Source organism: Exiguobacterium sp. LL15 (genome assembly GCF_024436095.1).
Taxonomy (GTDB): domain Bacteria; phylum Bacillota; class Bacilli; order Exiguobacteriales; family Exiguobacteriaceae; genus Exiguobacterium_A; species Exiguobacterium_A indicum.
In genome coordinates, this window is sequence record NZ_JANFNX010000001.1 from 1,821,613 (window position 1) to 1,846,342 (window position 24,730).

Sequence of the window (24,730 nt, forward strand, 5' to 3'; positions counted from 1 at the left end):
TTCCTGAACTGAAATTCCAATGCTTACATCCACGCGCCATCTATTTTAAGGATGGCTCCCGATACATAACTCGATTCGGGTTGCACTAAGTAGCGGATCGCAGTAGCCACTTCCTCTGCTTTTCCGAATCGTCCGGCAGGAATTTCAGCAATCGCTTCTGCCTTTTCATCCTCAGAAAAAATCGCGTTCATCGGCGTATCGATCCACCCCGGCGTAATCGCATTGATGCGTCCATGCATCGGTCCAAGTTCCTTACTGTATGCCTTGACGAATCCAAGCTGTGCCGCCTTGCATGTCGAATAGACGACCTCACCCGCGACACCTTGTTCTCCTAACACACTACTGATGACGACGATCGCAAGCTTCGACGTAAACGGTTTCGTCCGTGTCACGGTTTGGCTGATGCGCATCAACGCCTCGACATGAATTTTCCAGAGTTCGTGCATTGATGTTGCTGATTGATCGAGCAACAGACCGCTATAACTCGTTCCGGCACAATGGACGAAGGCATCGACGACAGGTAATGCCGCACAAAATGCCTGCAAGTCCTTCTCGTCTGCTAAATTCGCAGTCAGGATGTGGTGCTCGCCTTGCCACTCCTCTATCATCCGTTCTAAAACCGCTTGCTGTCGATACGTCTGAAGCACCAATTCATGTCCGGCGGCAGCAAGTTGTTTTGCTGCCGCAAGACCAATGGCGCCACTCGCACCGGTGATGAGGATTCGCATCACGCGTACGGTTTGACGATTGAGATCGCCCGGTTTTCAATGGCGAACAACTCGTCGAAACGGGCTTCAATCTCTTCTTTCGTAATCGAAGCAATCAATGTCGGAAGCGTGAACAGATTCGTACCGGCAAGTGCGTGACGCGAGAACTGATTCGCAATGAATTCCGGTGAATTCAAGGCACGGAGGAATTTCCCTTGCATCATGTTCCGCTTGCGCGTGACTTCATCTTCCGTGAAGTCAGGACGCGTTTGCAGGAGTGTCTCATACGCTTGGATGAACTTGTCTGGATCCTCTGTCTCCATGCCAAACGTCGCAAAGGCGAACTCTTCCTCACTCGAGTAATCAAAGCTGAACGTATCGTCAATCAGACCGTCTTCATACAGTTCCAAATACGTCGATGATGTCTGATCGAACAAGAGGTGTAACAGCAGTTCACTCGTTAACTCACGGCGGACTTGTGCCTCGCCGCGAAGCGATTCGTCCTTGTAACCGATCAATACCTTTGGTGTCTTAACGTCGAGCTCGAGTTCAAAACGTGGACGATGTACGCCATGCGGCTCTTGACCGTAATCTCGTTCGATTGCCGGGCGATCCGTATAGTCTTTCTTCGCTTGGTTCGCCTTGATCAATGCCAGTGTCTCTTCCGGATCGATGTTTCCGACGACGAACAACACCATGTTCGATGGATGATAGAACGTACGGTAGCACGTGTACAAGTCATCGGCTGTGATTTGATTGATTGATTCCGGAGTTCCCGCGATATCAATCCGAACTGGATGCGATGCATACATCGATTCGATCAGACCGAAGAACAGGCGCCATCCCGGATTATCTTGATACATCTGGATTTCTTGCGTAATGATCCCTTTCTCTTTTTCAACGCTTTCCGGCGTGAAGTAGGGATCTTGTACGAAATCGATCAACGTCTCGAGGTTTTGTTCGATCAACGACGTCGCTGAGAACAAATACGCTGTCCGCGAGAACGAGGTAAAGGCGTTCGCAGAGGCACCGAGACGACCGAACTCTTGGAAGACGTCCCCTTTTTCGGATTCGAACATCTTATGCTCGAGGAAATGGGCGATGCCGTCCGGTACCGTGATCCATTCCTCGCCTTTTTTGAATCGTTGATCAATCGAACCATAATGCGTCGTAAACGTCGCATACGTCTTTTCGTATCCTTTTTTTTGCAACAAATAGACGGATAAGCCGTTATCGAGCTGCTCGTGGTATACCGTTTCGTCTGTATCGTGATAGGTTAGTTGTTCCATCATGCTTCACCTCGCAATAGATATACGGCATCAAGATCGATTGCCGCTGCTAATCGAACGACGTCTTCACGTGTCGCCGTTTCAATGATATGAATCTCATCTTCCAGTGTCAGTCCACGCATCTTCGAACCATTCAACCAACCAATCAGTTGACCTGGCTGATCAAGGATTTGACGGCGCGCATTGATCAACATCGCCTTCGTCTGTGTCAATTCTTCATCCGTGAACTGTCCTGCTTTCAAATCAACGAGTTGTTCCAAGATGATCTTCTCGGCACGTTCTGCTTCTTTCGTGTCGACCCCGGCATAAACATAGAGTGCACTGTTCAATGCCGCATACCGTGAAGCCGCATAATAGGCGAGACTCTCTTTTTCACGGACATTCATGAACAGTTTTGAATGCGGGAAGCCACCGAACAGACCATTGACGATTTGCATCCGAATCGAGTCAGCAGATGTCGGATCGACCGCTACCCGGTAACCAAGATGCAATTTACCTTGTTTGATCGGTTGCGTTTCACTCGACCGTTTTACACCATTGACTGCTTTTTGGGCCGGAATGTAATGACTGATTTTTTCAGAATGCGTTGGCAAGAATGATAGAGCGTCTTCCATCTCCTCCTTCGTTACATGTCCGACGACGAAGACATCAATCCGGTCGTCTTCGATCATCGAACGGTATGTATCACGCAAGGATGACGGGGTGATCTGTTCGAGTTCTTCGAGTGTTCCAAGCGATGGCAACGCGACGGCTTCACCTGGTGCCATCAATTCGAGAAGACGTTGCTGTGCGTAGCGCATTTTATCGTCATATAGTGAACTGATCCGTAAGGCATGCAATCGTTTTTCTTGTTTGACGAACTGTTCACGGAAGCCACCTTCCGTCAAATCTGGATACAGCACCATTTGCTCGAGCAATTCGAGTGCTTCTTTTAACAACGACGGATGATGGACGAGTTCTCCCCGGATGACATCGAGTTGGAATGAGATGACATGCTCTTCTCCGAACTTCGACGCGTCCGCATAAAGTCCCGCATCATATAGTGTTTCAAGCGGCTCACGTAACGCTTTCATCGACGGATAAGCGGCTGTCGATTTTTCCATGATATACGGTAGGATTGCACGGCTTGTCAGCGTCTTCGCTTCTAACGGTGCTGAAAATGTGACGAGAATCGTCGTCGTCTTGAATTTATTAGTCGGAACGAGATGGTAGCTCGTTCCTTCCTTTTTCCATGTGCTAAATGACTGACTCATTGCTCTCCATCCTTTCGTTTGAATACATGCGCACTGCGGACATATTCAATATCTGCTTTTTGTTTGACGGCATTCTCGTAACGAGCTGCTGTAAAGAAGAAGTCACTGAGTCGGTTGATGAACGGTAATAAATGAGCCGCTTGAGGAACATCGATCATCGAACGTTCAACGCGACGACAGACCGTCCGTGCCACGTGTAACGTTGCAGCTGCTTCCGTTCCGCCAGGCAAGATGAACTTATCGAGCGGCGGCGATAACTCCGTTAACGTGTCGATCCAACTTTCTAAATCAATCGTCGCTTCTTGACTCAAACGTGACGGGCGCGGTTCGACATACATCAAGTCACTGCCACAATCGAATAAGGCGTGCTGGATCACTGTCAGCTGTTCCCGCACCTCGATTGACGATGCTTTCGTCCGGGCAAGTCCGACGAAACTGTTCAATTCGTCGAGTTCTCCCATCAAGCTAATCAACCGATCATTTTTTTTGACTCTCCCACCAACGAGAGATGTTTCTCCTTCGTCACCAGACTTCGTGTAAATTTTCATTTTTCATTCACTCCTATAGCGAAAGGAAGCGACTCATAATGTTCGCTTCCCTTGTTTTTTCGGTAATCGGATCCGGAAGGTCGCTCCCTCTCCTAAGCGGCTGTCGACTTCGACTTCACCACCATGAGCTCGGACGACATTCGCCACGATCGCAAGACCGATTCCTGTACCCGTCTTGCCACGTGTCCGCGCTTTATCCGCTTTATAAAAACGGTCAAAGACGAACGGTAGATCTTCTTCTGGAATTCCGTCACCCGAATCAATGACGGATAATGTAATGTTTTCCCTATCTTCGTCAATCTTAATCTTGATTTCACCGTTCTCCGTATAACGCAGGGCGTTCCCAAGCAGGTTCGTCAAGACTTGCTCCATCTGATCAGGGTCTGCTTCAAACGCGATGTTCGGACCAGAAACCGAGAAGGTAACTTGTTTATCGCGTCCCATCTGTTTGAACTTCTTGATCACCCGCTTCGCAAAAGGGATTGCTTCGACGGATTCAATCCGTAACTCCTGATATCCCGCTTCCATTCGTGCAAGATCAAGAAGATCGTTAACGAGTCTCGACAGTCGCTGGGACTCGTCGTAAATGATCGAAGCGAATTCCTTCGTTGCCTCATCACTCTCGGTCATCCCATCGACAATTGCTTCCGAGTACCCTTGCAGCATGACGAGTGGTGTCCGCAATTCATGACTGACGTTTGCGACGAAATCAGCGCGCATCTTCTCGAGTTGCTGCGCTTCCGTCATATCACGCAAGACGGCGACCGCTCCGATCTGTTCTTCTTGTTCGAGTAACGGACTGACGATGATGATGTAGAAGCGTCCCTCTCGTTCAAAGGAGACCGTCATCTCCGTCTCTTCACGCATGACCGTCTGGAATAACTCAATTAGTTCATCCGGTACGGGAGAACCCGCCAAAAAGGCTTCAGCCGGTGGATTCGTCGCGAGGAGCTCACCTGATTTTGAGAACGTCAACACACCGTCTGCCATACAGCGCAGAATCGAGGAGAGTAAATGCCGCTCCTTGTCGAGATCGGTGACGTATTGATTGAGTTGACTACTCATTTCATTGAACGCAAGCGCTAAGTCACCGATCTCATCCCGTGAACGTTGCGTCAGGCTCTGATCAAACTTTCCTTCACCGGCCTCAACGACAGCTTGGCGAATCGTTCGCAGTGGCGCCGTGATTCGTGTCGAGAGGAAGAAGGCAAAGACGGTCGTTCCGATGATCGCTAACAGGACACAGAGTTGAATGATTTGACGTGCACCCTCATTCGCCTGTTCGATGTTCGTCAATTGCTCGATCAAGTAGATCGTTCCGTTGCCACTATCCGTAATGAGCGGTGCCCGATACGCGAGTGCTGCTTTTCCATCAAAGGTCTCATAGTTGCCTATCGCTGTCTCGCCTTCTTCACCATCAATTGCTTTCCAGTTCTGACGTTCGAGTTCCTTGATGATCCGGTTCGCCTTCGCTTGTGAGATATTCGCTTCGACGGAATCATCCTGCGTCTTTGCGATCAGTGTTGCCCCGTAGATATCCGTGATTTCAACAGCAGTACTCGACCCTTCCTCGATGCCGGAGTGCGCCTGAAAGACGGTCTCGACTTGTTGACCGAGCTTTGCCAAGTGCCCCCGTTCCTGTTCGATATGGAACGAGTTGAAAAATTCAAGTAACAAGATCGTCAAGGCGATCAAGACGACCGAAACGAGTAACAGAATCGTTCCCCATAGTTTGATGACAACGCTTTGCAACCATTTCATCGTCAGGTCGGACTATTCTCGAACTTGTATCCGACACCCCAGACCGTCGTGATCATTTGAGCGGCGTTCGGAGACAAACGATTCAGCTTTTCACGCAGACGTTTGACGTGTGTATCGACTGTCCGCAGATCTCCGAAAAATTCATAGTTCCAGACTTCCTTGAGTAATTGTTCTCGCGAGAATACCTTATCCGTTTGTTTTGCTAAGAAATACAGGAGTTCGTATTCTTTTGGTGTTAAATTGACTTCTTGCGACTCGACCGTCACGCGGTGCGCATCATTGTCGATCGTCAAGTGTGGGAAGACGATGACATCTTTTGTTTTCGCATCCGTGTGGAGGAATTTCGTCGCACTTGCCCGACGAAGAATCGCTTTGACACGCAAGACGACTTCACGTGGACTGAATGGTTTGACGATATAATCATCTGCCCCCATCTCAAACCCATGGACGCGGTTCGTCTCTTCGCCTTTTGCCGTCAACATGACGATTGGCGTCGCTTTTGTTTTCCGCAGTTCTTCACAGACTTGCATCCCGTCCATCTTCGGCATCATCAAGTCTAGGAGAATGACATCGTATTCTGTCTCAAGCGCCATTTCAAGCGCCGTCTCTCCATTGTCTGCTTCCTCGATCGTGAAATTTTCCCGCTCCAGATACATCTTCAACAGGCGACGAATCCGTTCTTCATCGTCGACGACTAAAATACGTGCTTCTTCTGACATGCTGTCTCCTCCTATGAACTAAACTCTACTCCTCTATCCTACTACTCTTTTAGTATACTATGAAACGAAAAGAATGGCTTGCTCCGGCTGATTTCTCCGAAAAGGCACACTTCGGTCAGACGCACACGAAAAAGCAGCGGACCGTTTCCGGGTCCGCTGCTTGCTTTTTCTTACGCGTATGAGTGTAATCCTGCTACGACAAGGTTAACGAAGACAAGGTTGAACATGATGACGGCAAATCCGCCGACACATAACCAAGCTGATTTTTTACCAATCCAACCACGCTGGATGCGCATATGGAGATAAAAGACGTAGAAGAGCATCGTAATGAGTGCCCATACCTCTTTCGGGTCCCAGCCCCAGTAACGGCTCCAAGCCATTTGCGCCCAGATCATCGCGAAGATCAGACCGCCCAGGATGAAGATTGGAAGACCAATCGCAACAGAACGATAGCTGATCTCATCTGCTGTCTCAAGATCAATCTTACGTGCAATCGGCTTCAAGCTTTCAGCAAGACGCTTGCGAAGAATGACGAAGCGAAGCAAGACGTATAAGACGACGCCACCAATGATCGACCATAAGACCGTATTGACTTTGTTCGCGTTCAAGAAGTTCGGTAATTCGATGACGGCACCTGAACCCGATAAGACTTTTCCGCCTTCAGGACCGGTCAAGACTGGCATCGCGTAGTCATGCGTCATCGTTGCACCGTTTTTCGCAACGTATTCGATCGTCGATGCAGAACCTGTTGCTTTGAACAACAGCCCAACTAAGATGTAACCGACAACACATGCGAGTGAGAACATGACGACTTCGAGCCACGTCCGTGTTTTCGATTCCTTACTGAAATCCGTCGCGTGAATCAGATACAGTAATCCCGTCGCGAAGCTGACGGCCAGAATCCCTTCGCCGAGCGCTGCCGTCGTGACGTGGATTTTGAGCCAAACACTTTGTAGTGCTGGGATCAACGGTTGGACTTCATCCGGGAACATCGACGCATAGGCGATGACGAGCAATGCAACTGGCATCGCAATCAAGCCAAGGACGTTGTTTTTGTAGATGGCATAAACGATCAAGAAACCAAGTACCATCATCATGCCGAAGAATGTCGTGTATTCATATAAGTTCGAAACTGGAACGTGCCCAGCTCCAGCCCAGCGCGTGAAGAAATATCCGAGCTGCGCGAGGAAACCGATGATCGCGAGCGTAAAGGCGATTTTACCAGAACGCGTCGGTCCTTTTTTACCACTCGTCGCTACAGCGAAGAATCCTGTACTGACGAGGTAGACGATGAATGATGTAAGGAGCAGGTTACTGCTCAACTGAAGCAAATTCATTTAGCTTCCCCCTCTTCCCGCAACTTTTGTCGATCCTCAAGTTCTGGTAGACCGACTTCCGTCAACGCGAGATTAGCTTCTTTTTGAAGCCCCAATGCATTTTTGTTCGTAAATCCAGCAATCTGGATCCGACCGTTCTTCTCTTTGAGCCAGAGACGACGGTGTGGCCAGTACATTCCGATCAATAGACCTGCCATGAAGATGATACCACCTGCAAACAGGAACGGTAGCGTCAGATCTTTTTTAATCCGGACACCCGAGATGTTCGAGAGTTCCGTACCCGCGAATGCCATTTTGTACTGGTTCTCATCTCCACCGACGTTCAATTTGATCCCAATCAAACTCCGTTCACCTTTCGGATGTTCCGGTGACTTGATACTAAAGACGAAGGCTGGATTGACTGGACGTCCCGAGTTCGTCGTTGGCTGACCATCTTTAACGACGAAGTCCGGAAGGAAGTCCTTCAGTTCGACTTCATATCCATCTTTTAAAGCATATGTTTCTTTCGGATCACGCAAGTCGACTTTGATCGTATCGACGACTTTGTCCGTCTTCTGGTTGACGATATTAAACGACATCGTCTTGAATTCCGGATCTGCCGCGTATTGTTCCTGGAAGACTTGATAATCATCGAATTCGAATGGGCGGTTGACTGCCGTCTCACCTGACTTGATTTCTTCAAGCTTCGGTTTGAAATCGGTTGTTTCGCCGACTTTCTTGTACAGCGTCATCTTCGTATCATAGTTCTTCGGTACGTTTCCGCCTGCTGCTTCAAGTGATTTCTTGAACTTCTCATCGACCTTCTCAGGATCATAGAACTCGATGTTGAACGCTTCATTTTTCAAGTAGTACTGATTGTCCGTCGCCTCGATCGGCAACGTCTCTCCTTCGCGGAGCCAAAGTAATTCATCTTCGTGCATCCCTGGTACGACTCGAAGCATCGCACCACCGAAGAATAAGACGAGTCCGATATGATTGATGTATGGACCCCATCGTCCGAAACGTTGCTTTTCCGCTAAGAGTGCCCCGTCTTGTCGACGGACTTTATAGCCTTTTTTCTCAAGCAACGGTGCGATCGCATCGATTTTTTTGACATCGCCAGTCGCTTCCGCGCCAAATCGCTGACCGTTCATGAAACGGTCCGACTGGATGACCGGTTGTTTCTTCAGTGCTCGGTAGAGCGGGAAGAATCGGTCAATCGACACGATGATGATCGAGAGTAATAAAAGCGTGATCAATCCGATATACCACCATGATTCAAATAGGTTATGGAATCCTAACGTATAGTAGATGTCACCTGCCGTGCCGTATTCCTTTTGGTAAAACTCTTCTGGTGGTGTTGCCTGTGGAATATACATCTCTTGCGGGAAGATCGTTCCGACCCCGCTCGCGATGATGATCAAGGCAATCAACCATAACCCGACCTTGACGGACGAGAAGAACGTCCATGCCCGGTCGATCCAAGATGGATTCTTACGTTTCGATCGAAGCTCCGCTTCCTCGTAACGCATGTCCAGTTGTTTGAAATCTTCTTGCTCCTGCATCCTTAAATCCCCCTTCGATGCGTTACTCGTTCGCCTTCTTCACCATCTCTTCGAGCTTCGCTTGATCAATCTCACCTTCATACTTCTCGACGACTTCACCTTTTTTATTGATGATGAACGTCACAGGTAAGTTGTAGATCCCGTAAGCCTTCTCGACCGAACTGTTCGTATCCATGAGAATCGGATAGTCCGTTCCGCCAATATCCTTGATGAAGCTTGAGACACGAACTGGTGTTTCACCGACATTGACCGCTACGAAATTGACGCCTTGGTCTTGCATCATCTGATAGTTGTCATTGATCAATGGCATCTCTTTCTTACATGGTTCACAGAATGTTCCCCAGAAATTGAGTAAAAGTCCTTTTCCTTTGTATTCGTCCATCGAGTGCTGTTTCTCACCATATAGATCGACGAGTGCGAAACCAGGGGCATCATCGCCTGCCATGACACGACCGTTTTTATCACGTGTCGCTTGATCGACGAATTGCATGATGACGACTGCTCCGGCGAACAAGACAATCGTCATGATCATCAGACGCCAGAAGGAGCGTTTCTTCTTTTTTTGCTGGGCCGCTGCTAAGCGTTCTTCCGGATTTTGTTTCGTTTTTTTCATATTTTACCGCCTCCACCCATATTGTACTTGAAATCGCTTTACCGTTGACAAAATGTGAAATTCGTTAATCGTTTTGTCACAAAAAAAGAAAACTCAACCCGGAGGATGAGCTTCTCGCTTTACAAATTAACGTTTTTTTGTGTTCTTACGTCTTTTCGTAGGTGGAGCGGCTGGATCCGCTAGCTCACGCAATTGATTGACTTCTTTTTTTGAAAGTTCACGCCACTCGCCAGAAGTAAGACCGGCCAGTGTCAAGAAACCGAACTGTTCACGTTTCAACTTCAAGACTTCCGAACCGAGTGTCTCGACCATTTGACGGACTTGACGGTTATGTCCCTCGTAGATGACCATTTCAAGAATCGCTGTATTTTTCTTCTTATCGATATCGCGCATCTCGACACGTGCTTTACCTGTCTTGAAACCATCCGGTAAGACGACACCTTTTTCAAGACCTTTGACGTGGAAGTATTCTGGTACACCTTTGATTTTGACGATATAACGCTTCGGTACCTTATATTTCGGGTGAAGCAAGAGGTTCGAGAATTCACCGTCATTCGTCATTAAAAGAAGACCGCTCGTATTGTAGTCGAGTCGACCGACTGGGAAGACACGGTGTCCGGGTGGTACGAGATCGACGACCGTCTTACGTCCTTTGTCGTCTTCAACCGTCGAAACGACACCTGTTGGTTTATAGAGCATGTAGTAGACGTGTTCTTCCCGTTCGAGCTTCACACCGTCTACTTCGACTTCGGCACGTGCTCCGACTTTCGTTCCAAGCTCCGTGATGACTTTTCCGTTGACCTTGACGCGACCTGCTGTGATCAATTCCTCTGCTTTACGCCGCGAAGCGACACCTGCTTGTGCGATGATTTTTTGTAACCGTTCCATTAATTCACTCTCTCCTCTAATGAAGGATCATTCCGGAAGAAGAGATCTCCATCCGATTCGAACGTTTCTTCGAACTCGAGTGGCGGCAACTCTTCAATACTGTTCAGACCAAAATGGTCCAGGAAATGATCCGTCGTTTTATACAATTTTGCGCGACCGACGCCTTTAGCGCGTCCCGCCTCTTCAATCAAACCTTTTGCACTTAACGTATGGATGACACGCTCCGTCTTCACACCACGAACGACTTCGATGTCAGCACGTGTGACAGGTTGTTTGTATGCGATGATGACGAGTGTCTCCATCGCTGCTCGAGACAAGGAATCTTCTGCGAGCGAACCCGCATATGCCTGAATATATGGCGACATCTCTTTTCGTGTCACCATCTTAAAGACACCACCCGACTCCACGATTTGCAACACACGCTGCTCTGCTTCGAATGTCGTTTGAAGAGCCAGCAACTGTTCACGCGCTGCCGCTTCACTGATCTCTAGCGCTTGACTGAGACCACGCGGATCGATTCCATCGTCTCCGACGACGAATAACAGGCTCTCAATGATTTGTTCATACGCCAATCTGACTCTCCTCCTTCACCATGCTCCGCAATAGGATATCATCGGTCATCTGTTCACAATCAATGACCCGTTGCTTCACGAGCTCAAGAACAGCGAGGAAGCTGACGACTAGTTCTTCGACCGTCGGTTGCTCCGCAAAAAAACCGAAGAATGTCGTCCGCTCACGGGTCGCGACGTACCGGGCAACGGACTCCATCTGTTGCTCGAGTGAACGTTCTTCCCGTTTGACCGTCTTCGAACGGCGTACCTTCCAGGCTTCCCGTTGGCGCATTTTTTCGTAAGCACGTAATAAATCACTCAGTGATAACGTACCGTTATACTCTTGTGCATCCGTATCGAGATAACGCATCAAATCCTCTGGTTGTTTCGAGAACAGCTCAAGGCGTGCCTCTTCCTTTTCTTTCAGGACGAGTGCTGCTTCCTTGTATGCTTTATACTCGATCAACTGTTGAATCAGACCTTCTCGCGTCGGTTCTTCCTCGAAATCGGGAATCTCATCGTATTCCGTCTGTTCGATCGGCAAGAGTTGTTTGCTTTTCAGTTGCAACAGCGTCGCTGCCATGACAAGATATTCACTAGCAACATCTAGTTCAAGATGCTGCATCGCACGGATATAGGACACATATTGATCCGTCACCATGGAAACGGATATATCATAAATATCGATTTCTAATTTACCAACCAAGTGTAACAGCAAGTCCAGCGGGCCTTCAAACGCATCCATCTTTACACTGTATGATTCCATGATTCTCCCTGCCCATCAACGTTTTTTGCGCCTTAGTATACCATACAACTGGTGGGTTCGACTATGTTATATTCCAAGGAAGAGGTGATTCCATGAATCCGATTGAACGATTCGTATTTGAATTCAACATCCGGCACGATTACTTCGAGTGCCATGAAATCTTAGAGGAAGTCTGGCAAGAAGGACAACGCCAGGACGAGGCGCTTGTCGGTCTGATCCAGCTGGCCGTCGCCCGCTATCATCACCGCCGCGGCAATACGACTGGGGCACAGCGGACATATGCGAAAGCATTCGATAAAATCGAACGCCACCGGGCAACACTGATTGCGTCCGGGATCGACGTCTCATATTTGCTCGATCATCGCGACCATTTTACGAATAAGATCTATCGGCACATCCCGTTACCTGTCTTCCCGGACGTCATCCGAACCGTCGCACTTGAAGCGACAGCACCTGATCTCGACTATGTGACGCATAAACACCGTTTGCGCGATCGTACGGATGTCGTCACGGCACGACAAGAAGCGCTACAAAACCGAAGAGACCGGTCCATCTGAGCCATGGACCGGTCTTTTTATTGATTTTTCCATTTGTCGACGAGGCGTTGCGTCTCTTCGGTCGCACCCGTAATATCCGTTCGAAGAAGTTTGGCTGCTTCATCGAGTAGGAGATACGACATCCGTTCTCCACGGAAAGACGGTGATAATGCGATATGTTTCAATTCAGCATGGCCATCCATTAATTGAAACCCGATGACACCGACGAAATCCTCATCTTGTTTGTACAAATACAAGCGTTGGTCTTCTTCCTGTTCATAGGCTTGAACCGTTTCAAGCAAATACTTCGGATCCTTCACTTCGCACGAAAAGGCGATCAGCCCCATCGCGGTCCGTTCATTCAACTTCTTATATTTTACTAGCATGTGATTCTACACCTTCCTAATTTCAACAACTCTCAGGAGCATGAACGACTGAGACTCATTCATTCTACACCTTCTCACACAGAATTACTGCATTTTTTTCATAATCCATGAAAATGCAGGAGTCCGTCTCGTGACGTCCCCTGCATCTGAATCACGCTTGTTCTTCCATCACTTGGATGAAGGCACGCATGTAGTCCGGTAAATCGGGCGGACGACGACTCGAGACGATATGTCCGTCGACGACGACGGCTTCATCATGCCAAATTGCACCCGCATTCGTCATGTCATCCTTGATTCCTGGCGTACTCGTGACGTTGACACCTTTTAAGATGCCGGCAGAGATTAGCACCCAACCAGCGTGGCAGATTTGACCAATCGGTTGTTTGTTCTGGTCAAAATGACGCACCATGTTCAGAACAGAGTCAAAGCGGCGTAATAGATCGGGCGACCAACCACCTGGAACAAGAATCGCATCGTATTCTGCTGGATTGATCTCATCGAACGTCTTATTCGATTTGATTGGGACACCGTACTTCCCGATATATGTTTCATCCGCTTTCTCACCGACGATGTCGACGATTGCGCCTTCTTCACGTAAGCGATGGACTGGATACCATAATTCTAAATCCTCGAAGTCATTGCTGACGACTTGGATGATTCGTTTTCCTTCTAAACGCATGACAAACACTCCTTTTCGAGTTGAGTTCCCTTACTGATTGTACCCGGTTCTAAAAAAAGAAAAACTCCTCTTCGAACGTTCGAAGAGGAGCAAGAACTTACGCTTCGACGCGGATTTCTTTAATGCCAGCGCCTTGCTTCATTTTTTGTGCATGTTCGAGACCTGAAGTCACTTGTCCGAAGACCGTGTGTACGCCGTCGAGGTGCGGTTGTGGCTCGTGTACGATGAAGAACTGGCTCGATCCTGTGTTACGACCAGCGTGTGCCATCGAAAGTGAACCCGCTTTGTGTTTGTGTGGGTATGATGTTGACGTTTCACAAGGAATCGTTTTTCCTGAACCGCCTGTACCGTTTCCGATTGGGCATCCGCCTTGTGAGACGAAGCCTGGGATGACACGGTGGAAGTTCAATCCATCGTAAAAGTTCGAGTTTGCAAGGTTTTCGAAGTTTTCAGTCGTGATCGGTGCTTCATCGTTGAACAATTCGAATTCGATTTTATTTCCATCTTCTAATAAGATATGACCAGTTTTTTGCATGTTTGACCAACCTTTCGTGCTTTTCAGCAAGAGATTCGTCACGATTCAAGATCGTGATTCCATGGTACAGTGTACCAAATTTCAGGACGTCGTGCAGACCTTTTTACTCGACGGCTGCCTCTAAAATATCGAGTGTCACCGAATCTGTTGCTTCGACACGAATCCGAATTCCATTCGCAAGTGTCGTGACGGGATCCGTATGCCCGAAGTCCGCATCGAGAATGATCGGGAAATCATAGCCTCGCGTCGCGCGCAGAATGATGTCCTTGAGCGGGAAGTCCGGGTCAAAATCGACTTTTCGCGGGAAGCGTCCGACGACGAGTGCCGCAATCTTGTCATACGCACCCATGTGTCGCAATTGCGTGAAATACCGGTCGATCGTTTCTGGTGTCTCACTCTCGTCATCCTCAAGCATCAAGACGACACCGTCAAACGATGGCAAGTAAGGTGTTCCGGCAAGCAGTAAAAGTGTTCCCGTATTCCCCGTCAGAATCGGACCTTCTGCGGCACCGGTCTTAACGATCGTGTACCCTGCGTTCACTTGATGTTCTCGTCTTCGGTCGTCCGCGACATCCCAGCGTAAAACCTCATCTGTCCACTCCTCAGACGCTTCGATCCGACCAATCGGCTCCGTCTGCATGAACGTACGTTTGAACGATTCTTCTGTATACGGATCAAGACCATCGAATTGACCGAACTGCGTCAGCAGTGCGGGTCCGACGAACGTCGTCAATCCTGTCTGCTGATAGATCCCAGCAAACAGTGCCGTGATATCGCTGTAACCTACGAAGATCTTCGGATTGTTCCGGATTAATTCATAATCGAGTTCGTCGAGTAGCTGGTGCGAGTTAAACCCACCGATCGTCGAGATGATCGCCTTGATTGACGGATCAGCGAACGCCATATGTAAATCTTGTAGCCGTTCCCCGATCGTTCCTGCCGTATGACTATGGACAGCTGTTGCGTTCGGCATCAAGACGACCTCAAAGCCCATTTTTTCAAGTGTTGCGATACCGCGGGCGAGACGACGCGGTACGTATGCTGCGACAGCAGACGCCGGTGAGACGATGGCAATCTTATCCCCTTTTTGTAAACGTGGTGGTTTCATGAAAGTTCCCCCTTATTCATTACAAGTATTTCCAGTATAACAAATCGAAAGGGAACCGCACATCTTGTTTTTCAATCCATCTTACAGCTTCACGAAGAGCGAATCTCCGTTCTCAAGCAATTCCCCTTTTTTCGAGATATAGTCAACCTTGACTGTCATATGTTGAAGGATCTTTTGTTCGCGCAACGACTTTGCCCACGCTGTGATCTGCGCTTTATCCTGTTCGTGTCGCTTGCGTGGAACGTCCACTAAGAGCGTCGGAGCGACTTTCTTCCGTAAATAAGCCTTTGAATCAAAACGCGCGTCACCTAGCTGCTGTATTTTATCGTTGTCATAAAGTACGGTTACGCTCAATTGATTGTTCAGTTGTTCGAGAGTCGGCGACGGGATCCGTCGCTCTAACCGATCTTCCCAAAGTGACGCATGATACGAGTCAACGAACCTCCCCGACTCCTCTTGTTGATAGACGAAAAATTCAGTATTCGTTTTTTCGTCTATCGCGCGTGCGGCATATTCAAATGGAAAATTGCCCATGTTGTCGTAAAGACTACCGGTCACTCGTGCTTCATTTAAATACTTTTGCTTTTCTAAATAAACCTTGGCTTCGTTTTTTATTTTCGCTTCTTCTGCTGCGTCTGGCTTCGTACTTTGCCAAAAGGAAAAAACTAGTATGACAATGCCGCATCCGATGACTCCGATTAGACTGAATAACAGGATGGTCAAACGTTTCATAAGCTTCATGAATACTCCCCCTCTTTTTCAATACCAATTTTTTACACTTTTGATTTTATCACAAAAAAGAGTAGCGGACGACGTCCACTACTCAAGTATTGCTGATTGGATTGCTTACTGGATAACAGCGTGAACGAGCGGGCGTTCTGCCGGTTTCGTTTCACTGATATGGTACGCGTGATCCATTTTTTCGATTGCTTGATCGAGTGTTTCTTTGTTTGAACGAAGTGTTGCGATGACATCGCCGACTTCTACACGGTCGCCGACTTTCTTGTGCAACGTAACGCTTGCTGCGTGATCGATCTCATCTGCTTTCGTCGCGCGTCCAGCACCGAGGATCATTGCTGCAACACCGACTTCGTCAGCGATGATTTCAGAGACATAACCTGCTTTTGAAGCGACGAATGTTTTTTCGTATTTCGTTTCAAGTGCTTTAGTCATGTCGTCAACGAGTGACGCGTCGCCACCTTGAGCTGCGATGAACTTCTTGAAGACGTCAAGTGCTGCTCCGTTACCGAGACGTGTTTCGAGATCCGCATATGCTTCGTCAAACGTCGGGTAGAACTCACCGAGGACTGCCATGTGTGATGCAATCGTCAAGGCGATGACTTTCAAGTCACGGACATCTTTCCCTTGAAGGACTTCGATCGCTTCCTTGACTTCGTTTGCGTTTCCGATCTCAAAGCCGAGCGGCTGATCCATGTCCGTAATGACAGCAACCGTCTTACGGTTGACACTCTTACCAATCGAAACCATCTCTGTCGCAAGTGCTTTTGCATCTTCGAACGATTTCATGAAGGCACCAGAACCGGTCTTAACGTCGAGTACGATGCTGTCTGCTCCTGCTGCGATCTTTTTCGACATGATCGAACTTGCGATCAATGGAATCGAGTTGACCGTCGCCGTGACATCACGAAGTGCGTAGAGTTTTTTGTCTGCAGGCGTCAGGTTACCCGTTTGACCGATGATCGCCATCTTGATGTCGTTGACTTGTGAGACGAACGCTTCTTCTGAAAGCTCGACGTCAAAACCAGGGAACGCTTCGAGTTTGTCGATTGTTCCACCTGTATGACCGAGTCCACGACCGCTCATCTTCGCAACCGGAATACCGATTGACGCAACGAGTGGTGCGACGATCAAACTGATTTTGTCACCGACGCCGCCAGTTGAGTGTTTGTCGACTTTTTTCCCGTGGATACGTGAAAGGTCGATCACGTCGCCCGAGTTGACCATCGCCATCGTCAAATCAGCGATTTCACGATCTGACATTCCTTGATAGAAAATCGCCATCGACATCGCTGACATTTGGTAATCTGGAATCTCACCATTCGTGAATCCTTCTACCATTGCTTGAATATCAGCTGTTGCGAGTTCGCCACCGTCTCGTTTTGTTGCAATCAAATCTACCATACGCATAATCTAGTTCCTCCTCAGGAGTGGTTTGTGAGTTTTAAAACAGTCGTTACATTTTTTTGATCGAACCGCGAACAAGCGATAGGAAGTGTGCTCGGACACGTTCTGTCGTTTCGATGACTTCATCATGATGTAACGGTTGATCGAGAATACCTGCTGCCATGTTCGAGACACACGAAATCCCAAGGACACGCATATCCGAATGACGGGCAACGATGACTTCAGGGACCGTCGACATACCGACGACGTCGCCACCGAGCATCCGTGCCATCTTGACTTCTGCTGGCGTCTCATACGTCGGACCAGTGTTTCCGAAGTAGACACCTTGACGGACACGGATTCCGAGCTCATCCGCTGTTTCCTGTGCAAGACGAAGTAATTCCGCATCATACGGCTTCGACATATCCGGGAAACGTGGTCCCATCTCGTCGACGTTCTTCCCGATCAATGGGTTCGTACCGAAGAAGTTGATGTGATCTGTGATCAACATCAAATCACCTGGTTCGAACGCTTCGTTACAAGCACCCGCTGCGTTCGTGACGATCAATGTCTCGACACCGATCGCTTTCATGACACGGACTGGGAACGTGACCATGTCCATCGAATATCCTTCGTAGAAGTGGAATCGCCCTTGCATCGCAACGACTTGTTTCCCTTCAAGAGTACCGAAGACGAGTTGTCCCGCGTGTCCTTCGACCGTTGATACCGGGAAGTTCGGGATTTCATGATATGGAATCGCGATCGGGTTTTCGATCTCATCCGCAAGGACACCTAGTCCTGAACCGAGAATCAATCCGATCTCCGGTTTTGCCTGCATCTTGCTTTCTAAAAACGAACGTGTTTCATTCCAGTTGACTGTCATCTGAATCGCTCCCTCGAATTATAGTTCTGTTAAAAAGCTTGTTCCATGTGCCGGCATCTTGACGGCGAAGTTTTCTGCGACCGTCGCTCCAAGATCAGCGAACGTCTCACGGATACCGAGCGGTTTTGCAACACCATTTTTATGGTAGGCAAGCAATGGTACGTATTCCCGTGTATGGTCAGTCCCAGCATGAACCGGATCGTTTCCGTGGTCAGCCGTGATAATCAAGAGATCGTCTTCGTTTAAGCGAGCAAACACTTCCGGAAGACGCGCGTCGAACTCTTCGAGTGCTTGTCCGTAGCCTTGCGGATCACGACGGTGTCCGAACAACGCATCGAAATCGACAAGGTTTAAGAAGCAAAGTCCGTTGAAATCACGATTGAGTTGTTTTACGAGCTGATCCATGCCGTCCATGTTCGACTTCGTCCGGATTGCATCCGTGACACCTTCTCCATCGTAAATATCAGCAATCTTACCGAGTGAGATGACATCGAGTCCTGCCGTCTCAAGTTCGTTCATGACCGTCCGGTCGAATGGCTTAAGGGCATAGTCGTGACGGTTCGCTGTCCGGACCCACGCTCCTGCTTCGCCAAGGAATGGACGTGCGATGATACGACCGAGCATGTACGGGTCATCCCGTGTGATATCACGTGCGTATTCACAAATCCGGTATAATTCTTCTAATGGCACGACTTCTTCGTGTGCTGCGATTTGAAGAACAGAGTCTGCCGACGTATAAACGATCAATGCGCCCGTCTCAACATGTTCTTGTCCGAGTTCGTCGAGAATTTCCGTGCCAGAAGCCGGTTTGTTCCCGATGATTTTCCGTCCTGAGAACTCTTCTAGGCGATGAATCAAATCATCCGGGAATTTTTCAAAGACACGGAATGGTGTATCAATCCGGAGTCCCATGATCTCCCAGTGTCCTGTCATCGTATCTTTCCCTGCAGATACTTCTTGCATTTTTCCGTATGCTGCAAGCGGTGCTTCTTCAGCTGAGACACCTTCGATCGGTTCGATATGCGAGAGACCGAGTTTTGCCATGTTCGGCATGTTGAGTCCGTTGCGTTCACGCGCGATGTGACCGAGCGTATGCGAACCAAGATCTCCGAACTGTTCAGCGTCCGGTGCTTCTCCGATTCCTACGGAGTCCATGACGATCAAAAATACACGTTTAAATGATTGAGCCATTTGCTGTTCCTCCTATATACGAGCTGTAGTTGTGCGATTCCCGTTACGATTTTTCCCGGAAAGGGACTAGACAAAACGCATCATTTGTCTGAAGTCAGACCTTTAAAAGATAGAACCATCATGCCCGTGGATGATGTTTCTTATACACGTCGTGAAGTCGTGCTTTGTTAACGTGTGTATACATTTGTGTCGTCGACAAATCAGCGTGTCCTAGCATTTCTTGTACGACGCGTAAATCGGCACCATTTTCAAGTAGATGGGTCGCGAACGAATGGCGCAGGACGTGCGGTGTGATCTCTTTTTCAATACCCGCTTCCTTTGCCCGTCGCTTGATCATCTTCCAAAACCCTTGCCGTGACAAACGATCACCGCGACTGTTCAAGAAGACATCGTCCGTCTGTTGACCGCCGAGACTATTGCGCGCGAGGTCAAGATATGTCCTGACACTTTCAATCGATGTCGTACTCATCGGGATGATCCGGGATTTGTTCCCTTTCCCAAGACACGACAGATACCCGAGTTCGAGTTGCAAATCGTTCAACTTCAGTTGGAGCAGTTCGCTGACGCGCATGCCTGTTCCATAGAGAAGCTCAAGCATTGCTGCATCTCGTCGTGTAAGCGGATCGACACCGACGACCGAATCAAGCAAGCGTTCGACGTCCGTTTGACTCCAGACGACGGGCAACTTCTTCTCCGGTTTCGGTAAATCAAGATGACGAGACGGATCATGTGTCGCAAGTCTCTCTTCGACCAGATATTGATGGAACGAACGGATCGAACTCGTCGCCCGGCGAACCGTCGATCGTGACTTTCGTGCTTCAAGCAATCGTTCAATATGGTCGACGATATGATGTCGGTGAACCTGTTCGAACGAGGAAACTTCCGCTGTTTCAAGCGTCTGTAAGTATTGATTTAAATCATTTCGATACGCAGCTGCCGTATTCGCGGACATTTGCCGTTCAATCACTAAATAATTGATAAATGCTTCCAGTTGTTCACGCACTGAACTCATCCTCTTCGTTTACGAAATCGCTTACTTTCCCATCATATCAAAGGTGTAAACCGTTGTGAAGAGGTCTGACCTATAAAAATTGAAAAAGAAAAACCATCCGAAATTTCGTCGGACGGTCAGACTGTTTGTGTTTGCGATTGTTCCAACGCTTCCCGAGCATGGCGCTCTTGGCAGACACGGCAGACGCCATGGAATGTCAGGCGGTGATCCTTGATTTTAAAGTGGAATCGGGACACGATTTCTTTCTCTACTTCTTCAAGCATATCGTCTAAAATCTCTTCGACGGATCCGCATTCGATACAGACAAGATGGTGATGCGAATGACTCGCACCTTCTTGTCGTAAATCAAACCGGGATACGCCATCTCCGAAGTTGACCTTATCGACGACTTCAAGCTCCGTCAATAATTCGAGCGTCCGGTAAACCGTCGCAAGTCCGATGTCGGAGTTCTTTTCTTTTACAAGGAGAAAGACATTTTCGGCACTGAGGTGATCCGACTCGTGTTCGAGCAGGACACGCACAGTCGCTTCACGTTGGGGAGTCAGCTTATATCCTTTACCGCTTAGCTGTTTTTTGATGCGTTCTACACGACTTTCCATCATAACGCCCCCTTTGTTCGAACTGATGCTATTATCATAGCTGATAATCAGTCTTTTTTCAAATTAAAATGATTATCAACTGAAAATCATTTAAATGAGAATCATTTTAAAGTACGAATTTGCCAATGCTGGATCGCCATGATCGTTTTCGCGTCGACGATCGTTCCGTTTGCAACGAGTTCGAGTGCTTCTTCGAGCTTCAATGTCTTATTCTCAAGGAACTCATCCTCATCGAGTTGACGATCACCGGCAGTCAGACCAATCGCTTCATAGATATGTACACGCTCACTGCAGAAACCAGGCGCACCGTAGAAATCAAAGACATGTCGTAACTCTTTCGCGACGTATCCTGTTTCTTCCTTTAATTCGCGTCCGGCACAATCGAGTGGATCTTCGCCTTTCTCGAGTTTTCCTGCTGGAATCTCGATCGATAGACTCTCGAACGCCTTCCGGTACTGTTCCACGACGATCAAATCACCTTGTTCATCAAAAGCAATGATTGCGACGGCACCATTATGATAGACCAATTCACGGACCGAGGTATTGCCGTTCGGTAACGTGACGACATGTTTCTCGACATCAAAGACTTTTCCTTCATAGATCACTTCACGTTCAATCGTTTTTTCTTCCATCGGATGTGTTCCCCTCTTCTATCTTAGTTTACGTTCTTAGTTTACGTTCTCTATCATGATTAGTATGCCGTTTCCGACGTATTGCCGCAAGACTTCGAAATCGTCTTTTTCATCAGATATGATACACTAGAAAGCAGAAGTTCCAAACTTATAGTTCATCTAAGAAAAGAGGGAATTGAACATGTCATTAGGATTAGGTACGATGACGATCTTAAAGCGTGGTCAGGAGGAAGCAACAGCAATCCTGCGGACGGCACTTGATGCCGGAATCACGCACTTCGATACAGCGGACGTCTATGCGAACGGAGCGGTCGAATCCATCATCGGTCAAACCTTCTCACAAGAGGATCGCAGTCGATTGTTCCTCGCCTCAAAAGGTGGGAATCGGATGAACGCGACCGGAACCGGTTGGACATGGGATCCGAGTTATGACTATCTGAAGCAAGCTTGTCTTGAAAGTTTGAATCGTCTTGAAACACCTTATCTCGACCTGTATTACGTCCACGGCGGCACGATCGATGATGACATCGATGCGTCGATCCGCGCAATGGAAGATTTAAAAGCAGAGGGGAAGATCAAGGAATATGGTCTGTCGTCACTGCGCCCGAATGTCATCGAATATTGGCTCGAGCATAGTAATTTCTCTTACTTGATGACGCCTTATTCGTTGCTCGATCGCCGCATCGAAGAGTTGTTGCCACGCTTAAAAGAGAAAAACATCCAAGTCGTTGCCCGTGGTCCACTGGCAAAAGGACTCTTGACACATGAGAGTGCTTCACGCCTGCAGTCGGTTGATCGGTTCGAACAATTCGATAAGGAAACGCTTGAGGCGAGTCTACAAAAACTTCAAGATTTCCCGCTTCCTGCGCTTGCTTTGCAAGCCATCGATCAACAGGTCGACATCGTCCTTCCTGGTGCGTCGAGCGTGTCACAGCTTCAGGCAAACGTCCAAGCGATGAAAGAGTCGATCTCACAAGCTCAAATCGACCAGGCACTTGCTACACTACCGGTTCATCACTATACGGAACACCGGTGAGGTTTAACTCTTCATATCTCCGGGAAACTCCTTCTTTGTAACGTTCATACAGAGGAGGAGTTTTATTATGGCTCGTATTTTAATCGTATCAACAAGTGCAGATGACATGAATGGTCACAAAACAGGATTATGGTTCGAAGAGTTCGCAGCACCATACAACCTGTTTAAGGATGCAGGACATGACGTGACGGTCACTTCGATCAAAGGTGGCGACGTCCCGATCGATAAAGCATCGATCGTCAAAGAAATCTTGCCAAAATTCCAAGATGCACGCCGTGCATTGCACGACACGAAAGCACTCTCGGAAGTCGATCCAGCATCATTTGATGCTGTTTACTTCCCAGGTGGTCACGGTGCAGTCGTCGACTTCCCGAATAACCCACAAGTGGCTGGTGCCATTGAAGCTGTCATCAAAAAAGATGGCGTCGTCGCATCAGTCTGTCACGGTCCAGCGGCCTTCGCGCACGTCATGATCGATGGCAAACATTTCGTTTCAGGTCGTCAAATCAACGGCTTCACAGACGAAGAAGAAAAATCGACAGGTCTCGAAGATAAAGTACCATTCTTGCTTGAGACGACACTCCGTGGCGAAGGCGCTACTTTCCTCACATCGGATGCCGGTAAGGAATTCGCCGTCATCGATGGCAACGTCGTCACAGGACAAAACCCAGCGTCAAGTGAAGCAGTCGCAAAACTAGTCCTCGCAAAACTGGCGACACAAGCGTAATAGATAGTATTCATACAAAATGGAGCACGCGACATCATGTCGCATGCTCCATTTTTTCATACGTTATAGACGGTGAATTGAATCCAATCGTTCGAGGTCAGCTTCTGTCTCACGTGTTTTTTGTTCGAGTCGCTTTAACTCGTCCTCGAGTTGTTGCTGTTGGGCTTGCAATGCAGATCGTTCTTCCTCCGTATAGGAACGTGCTACTTCTTTTTCTTTGAGGTACCACCATTTTTTGACTTTTTTAGGTGGCGGTCCGAGTTCAATCTGTTGCTCGTGTTGTTTGACCTCATCTATTTGTTCAGCATGCGCCAATTGAAGCTGCTTCAATTCCGCCTCATAAGTAGCTTGTCTAGCTTCAAGAATTGGTGTGAGGTACGCGAGGATATGCGCAGTAAAGTCTCGCTCGACGACCCGTCGTAACACATCTCGCCGAAGGGAAGCTTCCGAATGACCCGAGGCATTCTCCCAAACGATTGAATCCGCCCGTTCTAGAATCTCCTCTTCTTCTGCTTCTCCTAGCCAACGTAGTTTCAGTAATAATGGTTCAAGGAGTGCCTCTTCTACATACGCCGTGAATTGCGAATACGAGATTGCTTCTCGTATCAACCGTTCTTCATGTAAGCGAAATAAGGCTTCCGCCTCTTCCTCAATCCAGTCTTCATAGTCATTAAAGTACATCGATTCTCTCCTTACTAAATCCTATTACAAAATAAAACTGGCTCGAATCCGCCATCTACATGACAGTCGAGCCAATATTGTTAGACGTTTGCTTCGTTCTTTTTGATTTCCGCGATTGCCCAGTCACACCAATCCAAGTAATTCAACATCATACGCAAGCCGTACTCACTCGTCAAGGTCTCCCCTAGTGTTGCACCGTTCTCGAGGTGGTCGTGACGCCAACTATGCATCATCTCGACGGCAAATTGATGGTGCCGCTTCGACTCTTCCAAATAAGCAACGGCTTCCTCTGGTGGGAGCAGATGCAAGAGCGACACCCGCATCAAGTTCTCATCCTTCATCTTCGGTTTGAATTCATTTGGTGTCCGTAACCATTCAACGAGCTCCGTACGCCCTTTATCGGTAATCGAATAGACTTTCTTGTCCGGCAAGTCTTCTTGGACGATATGAACACTCGTCACGAGCTCTGCCTCTTCCATTTTCAACAACTCTCGGTATATTTGAGTATGGTGTGCGGTCCAGAAGTGGATCATCTGTTTTTTAAAAGTCGCGCTTAAATCGTAACCGGTCGCTTCCCCTTGGGTCAGCAGCCCGAGTAGTGCAAATCGTAATGCCACTGGCTGCA

At 48.3% G+C, this 24,730-nt stretch carries 28 protein-coding genes; 3 read left to right on the plus strand and 25 right to left on the minus strand.

Going from position 1 to position 24,730, the window contains the following annotated elements; genetic code table 11:
- Nucleotides 1-23 precede the first annotated feature (23 nt).
- The 12 genes from ymfI to NOM72_RS09590 form a co-directional block, all read right to left on the minus strand.
- The gene (ymfI, locus tag NOM72_RS09535; protein WP_023467697.1) at nt 24-728 is read right to left on the minus strand and encodes an elongation factor P 5-aminopentanone reductase; all 705 of its coding nucleotides are present in this window, start codon (nt 726-728) and stop codon (nt 24-26) included.
- The gene (yfmH, locus tag NOM72_RS09540; protein ID WP_255999066.1) at nt 728-1,999 is read right to left on the minus strand and encodes an EF-P 5-aminopentanol modification-associated protein YfmH; all 1,272 of its coding nucleotides are present in this window, start codon (nt 1,997-1,999) and stop codon (nt 728-730) included. Before yfmH ends, ymfI begins: the two co-directional genes overlap by 1 nt.
- Entirely contained in the window at nt 1,996-3,249 is a 1,254-nt protein-coding gene (gene yfmF, locus NOM72_RS09545; protein WP_255999073.1) for an EF-P 5-aminopentanol modification-associated protein YfmF, read from the minus strand. Before yfmF ends, yfmH begins: the two co-directional genes overlap by 4 nt.
- Nucleotides 3,246-3,797 (minus strand): cob(I)yrinic acid a,c-diamide adenosyltransferase, encoded by a 552-nt coding sequence (locus tag NOM72_RS09550; RefSeq protein ID WP_023467694.1) that lies wholly within the window; start codon nt 3,795-3,797, stop codon nt 3,246-3,248. The genes yfmF and NOM72_RS09550 overlap by 4 nt, the downstream gene beginning before the upstream one ends.
- A 33-nt stretch (nt 3,798-3,830) precedes the next feature.
- Nucleotides 3,831-5,558 carry an ATP-binding protein gene (locus NOM72_RS09555; RefSeq protein WP_023467693.1) on the minus strand — a complete coding sequence of 576 codons (1,728 nt, stop codon included), beginning with the start codon at nt 5,556-5,558 and terminating at the stop codon, nt 3,831-3,833.
- Between the two features lie 2 nt (nt 5,559-5,560).
- A complete protein-coding gene (locus tag NOM72_RS09560; protein WP_023467692.1) occupies nt 5,561-6,277 on the minus strand; it encodes a response regulator transcription factor in 717 nt (238 codons plus the stop codon).
- 170 nt (nt 6,278-6,447) lie between these two features.
- The gene (gene ccsB / locus NOM72_RS09565; RefSeq protein WP_023467691.1) at nt 6,448-7,614 is read right to left on the minus strand and encodes a c-type cytochrome biogenesis protein CcsB; all 1,167 of its coding nucleotides are present in this window, start codon (nt 7,612-7,614) and stop codon (nt 6,448-6,450) included.
- Nucleotides 7,611-9,158 (minus strand): cytochrome c biogenesis protein ResB, encoded by a 1,548-nt coding sequence (gene resB / locus NOM72_RS09570; RefSeq protein WP_023467690.1) that lies wholly within the window; start codon nt 9,156-9,158, stop codon nt 7,611-7,613. The genes ccsB and resB overlap by 4 nt, the downstream gene beginning before the upstream one ends.
- Nucleotides 9,159-9,180: 22 nt before the next feature.
- Nucleotides 9,181-9,771, minus strand: coding sequence for a thiol-disulfide oxidoreductase ResA (gene resA, locus NOM72_RS09575; protein WP_023467689.1), 591 nt, complete (start codon nt 9,769-9,771; stop codon nt 9,181-9,183).
- Between the two features lie 126 nt (nt 9,772-9,897).
- Nucleotides 9,898-10,659, minus strand: a complete 762-nt coding sequence (locus tag NOM72_RS09580; RefSeq protein WP_023467688.1) for a pseudouridine synthase — start codon at nt 10,657-10,659, stop codon at nt 9,898-9,900.
- Nucleotides 10,659-11,231, minus strand: coding sequence for an SMC-Scp complex subunit ScpB (scpB, locus tag NOM72_RS09585; protein ID WP_023467687.1), 573 nt, complete (start codon nt 11,229-11,231; stop codon nt 10,659-10,661). The genes NOM72_RS09580 and scpB overlap by 1 nt, the downstream gene beginning before the upstream one ends.
- Nucleotides 11,221-11,976, minus strand: a complete 756-nt coding sequence (locus NOM72_RS09590; protein WP_023467686.1) for a segregation/condensation protein A — start codon at nt 11,974-11,976, stop codon at nt 11,221-11,223. The genes scpB and NOM72_RS09590 overlap by 11 nt, the downstream gene beginning before the upstream one ends.
- A gap of 92 nt (nt 11,977-12,068) precedes the next feature.
- Here NOM72_RS09590 and NOM72_RS09595 point away from each other — a divergent pair, with 92 nt between their 5' ends.
- Nucleotides 12,069-12,533, plus strand: coding sequence for a DUF309 domain-containing protein (locus NOM72_RS09595; RefSeq protein WP_058712906.1), 465 nt, complete (start codon nt 12,069-12,071; stop codon nt 12,531-12,533).
- Between the two features lie 17 nt (nt 12,534-12,550).
- Here NOM72_RS09595 and NOM72_RS09600 read toward each other — a convergent pair whose 3' ends face one another.
- The 11 genes from NOM72_RS09600 to NOM72_RS09650 all read right to left on the minus strand — a co-directional run bounded on the left by NOM72_RS09600 (nt 12,551) and on the right by NOM72_RS09650 (nt 21,661).
- Nucleotides 12,551-12,898: a GNAT family N-acetyltransferase gene (locus NOM72_RS09600; protein ID WP_023467684.1), complete on the minus strand. Its 348-nt coding sequence runs from the start codon at nt 12,896-12,898 to the stop codon at nt 12,551-12,553.
- A 151-nt stretch (nt 12,899-13,049) separates the two neighbouring features.
- Complete coding sequence (locus NOM72_RS09605; protein ID WP_035398198.1) at nt 13,050-13,577, minus strand: type 1 glutamine amidotransferase domain-containing protein; 528 nt, start codon at nt 13,575-13,577, stop codon at nt 13,050-13,052.
- Between the two features lie 97 nt (nt 13,578-13,674).
- Nucleotides 13,675-14,112, minus strand: a complete 438-nt coding sequence (locus NOM72_RS09610; protein WP_023467682.1) for a peptidylprolyl isomerase — start codon at nt 14,110-14,112, stop codon at nt 13,675-13,677.
- Nucleotides 14,113-14,215: 103 nt separating this feature from the next.
- Complete coding sequence (locus tag NOM72_RS09615; protein WP_255999074.1) at nt 14,216-15,220, minus strand: S66 family peptidase; 1,005 nt, start codon at nt 15,218-15,220, stop codon at nt 14,216-14,218.
- A gap of 81 nt (nt 15,221-15,301) precedes the next feature.
- Complete coding sequence (locus NOM72_RS09620) at nt 15,302-15,961, minus strand: hypothetical protein (RefSeq protein ID WP_255999075.1); 660 nt, start codon at nt 15,959-15,961, stop codon at nt 15,302-15,304.
- A 105-nt stretch (nt 15,962-16,066) separates the two neighbouring features.
- On the minus strand, nt 16,067-17,368 hold the full coding sequence (locus NOM72_RS09625; protein WP_023467679.1) for a pyrimidine-nucleoside phosphorylase: 1,302 nt from the start codon (nt 17,366-17,368) through the stop codon (nt 16,067-16,069).
- A 46-nt stretch (nt 17,369-17,414) separates the two neighbouring features.
- Nucleotides 17,415-18,227, minus strand: a complete 813-nt coding sequence (locus NOM72_RS09630; RefSeq protein WP_029341181.1) for a purine-nucleoside phosphorylase — start codon at nt 18,225-18,227, stop codon at nt 17,415-17,417.
- Nucleotides 18,228-18,245: 18 nt separating this feature from the next.
- Nucleotides 18,246-19,418, minus strand: coding sequence for a phosphopentomutase (deoB, locus tag NOM72_RS09635; RefSeq protein WP_058265155.1), 1,173 nt, complete (start codon nt 19,416-19,418; stop codon nt 18,246-18,248).
- Between the two features lie 118 nt (nt 19,419-19,536).
- Nucleotides 19,537-20,421: a site-specific tyrosine recombinase XerD gene (gene xerD / locus NOM72_RS09640; RefSeq protein WP_029341179.1), complete on the minus strand. Its 885-nt coding sequence runs from the start codon at nt 20,419-20,421 to the stop codon at nt 19,537-19,539.
- A 125-nt stretch (nt 20,422-20,546) separates the two neighbouring features.
- Nucleotides 20,547-21,029, minus strand: a complete 483-nt coding sequence (gene fur / locus NOM72_RS09645; protein ID WP_023467675.1) for a ferric iron uptake transcriptional regulator — start codon at nt 21,027-21,029, stop codon at nt 20,547-20,549.
- Nucleotides 21,030-21,130: 101 nt separating this feature from the next.
- Entirely contained in the window at nt 21,131-21,661 is a 531-nt protein-coding gene (locus NOM72_RS09650; protein WP_023467674.1) for an NUDIX domain-containing protein, read from the minus strand.
- A 181-nt stretch (nt 21,662-21,842) separates the two neighbouring features.
- Here NOM72_RS09650 and NOM72_RS09655 point away from each other — a divergent pair, with 181 nt between their 5' ends.
- Nucleotides 21,843-22,697: an aldo/keto reductase gene (locus tag NOM72_RS09655; RefSeq protein WP_023467673.1), complete on the plus strand. Its 855-nt coding sequence runs from the start codon at nt 21,843-21,845 to the stop codon at nt 22,695-22,697.
- A gap of 67 nt (nt 22,698-22,764) precedes the next feature.
- A complete protein-coding gene (locus tag NOM72_RS09660; RefSeq protein ID WP_255999076.1) occupies nt 22,765-23,424 on the plus strand; it encodes a type 1 glutamine amidotransferase domain-containing protein in 660 nt (219 codons plus the stop codon).
- A gap of 63 nt (nt 23,425-23,487) precedes the next feature.
- Here the strand turns inward: NOM72_RS09660 and NOM72_RS09665 are convergent, their stop codons facing one another.
- Both NOM72_RS09665 and NOM72_RS09670 read right to left on the minus strand, forming a co-directional pair.
- Nucleotides 23,488-24,105: a hypothetical protein gene (locus tag NOM72_RS09665; protein WP_255999077.1), complete on the minus strand. Its 618-nt coding sequence runs from the start codon at nt 24,103-24,105 to the stop codon at nt 23,488-23,490.
- Nucleotides 24,106-24,185: 80 nt separating this feature from the next.
- Entirely contained in the window at nt 24,186-24,722 is a 537-nt protein-coding gene (locus NOM72_RS09670; protein WP_023467670.1) for a PadR family transcriptional regulator, read from the minus strand.
- Nucleotides 24,723-24,730 lie beyond the last annotated feature (8 nt).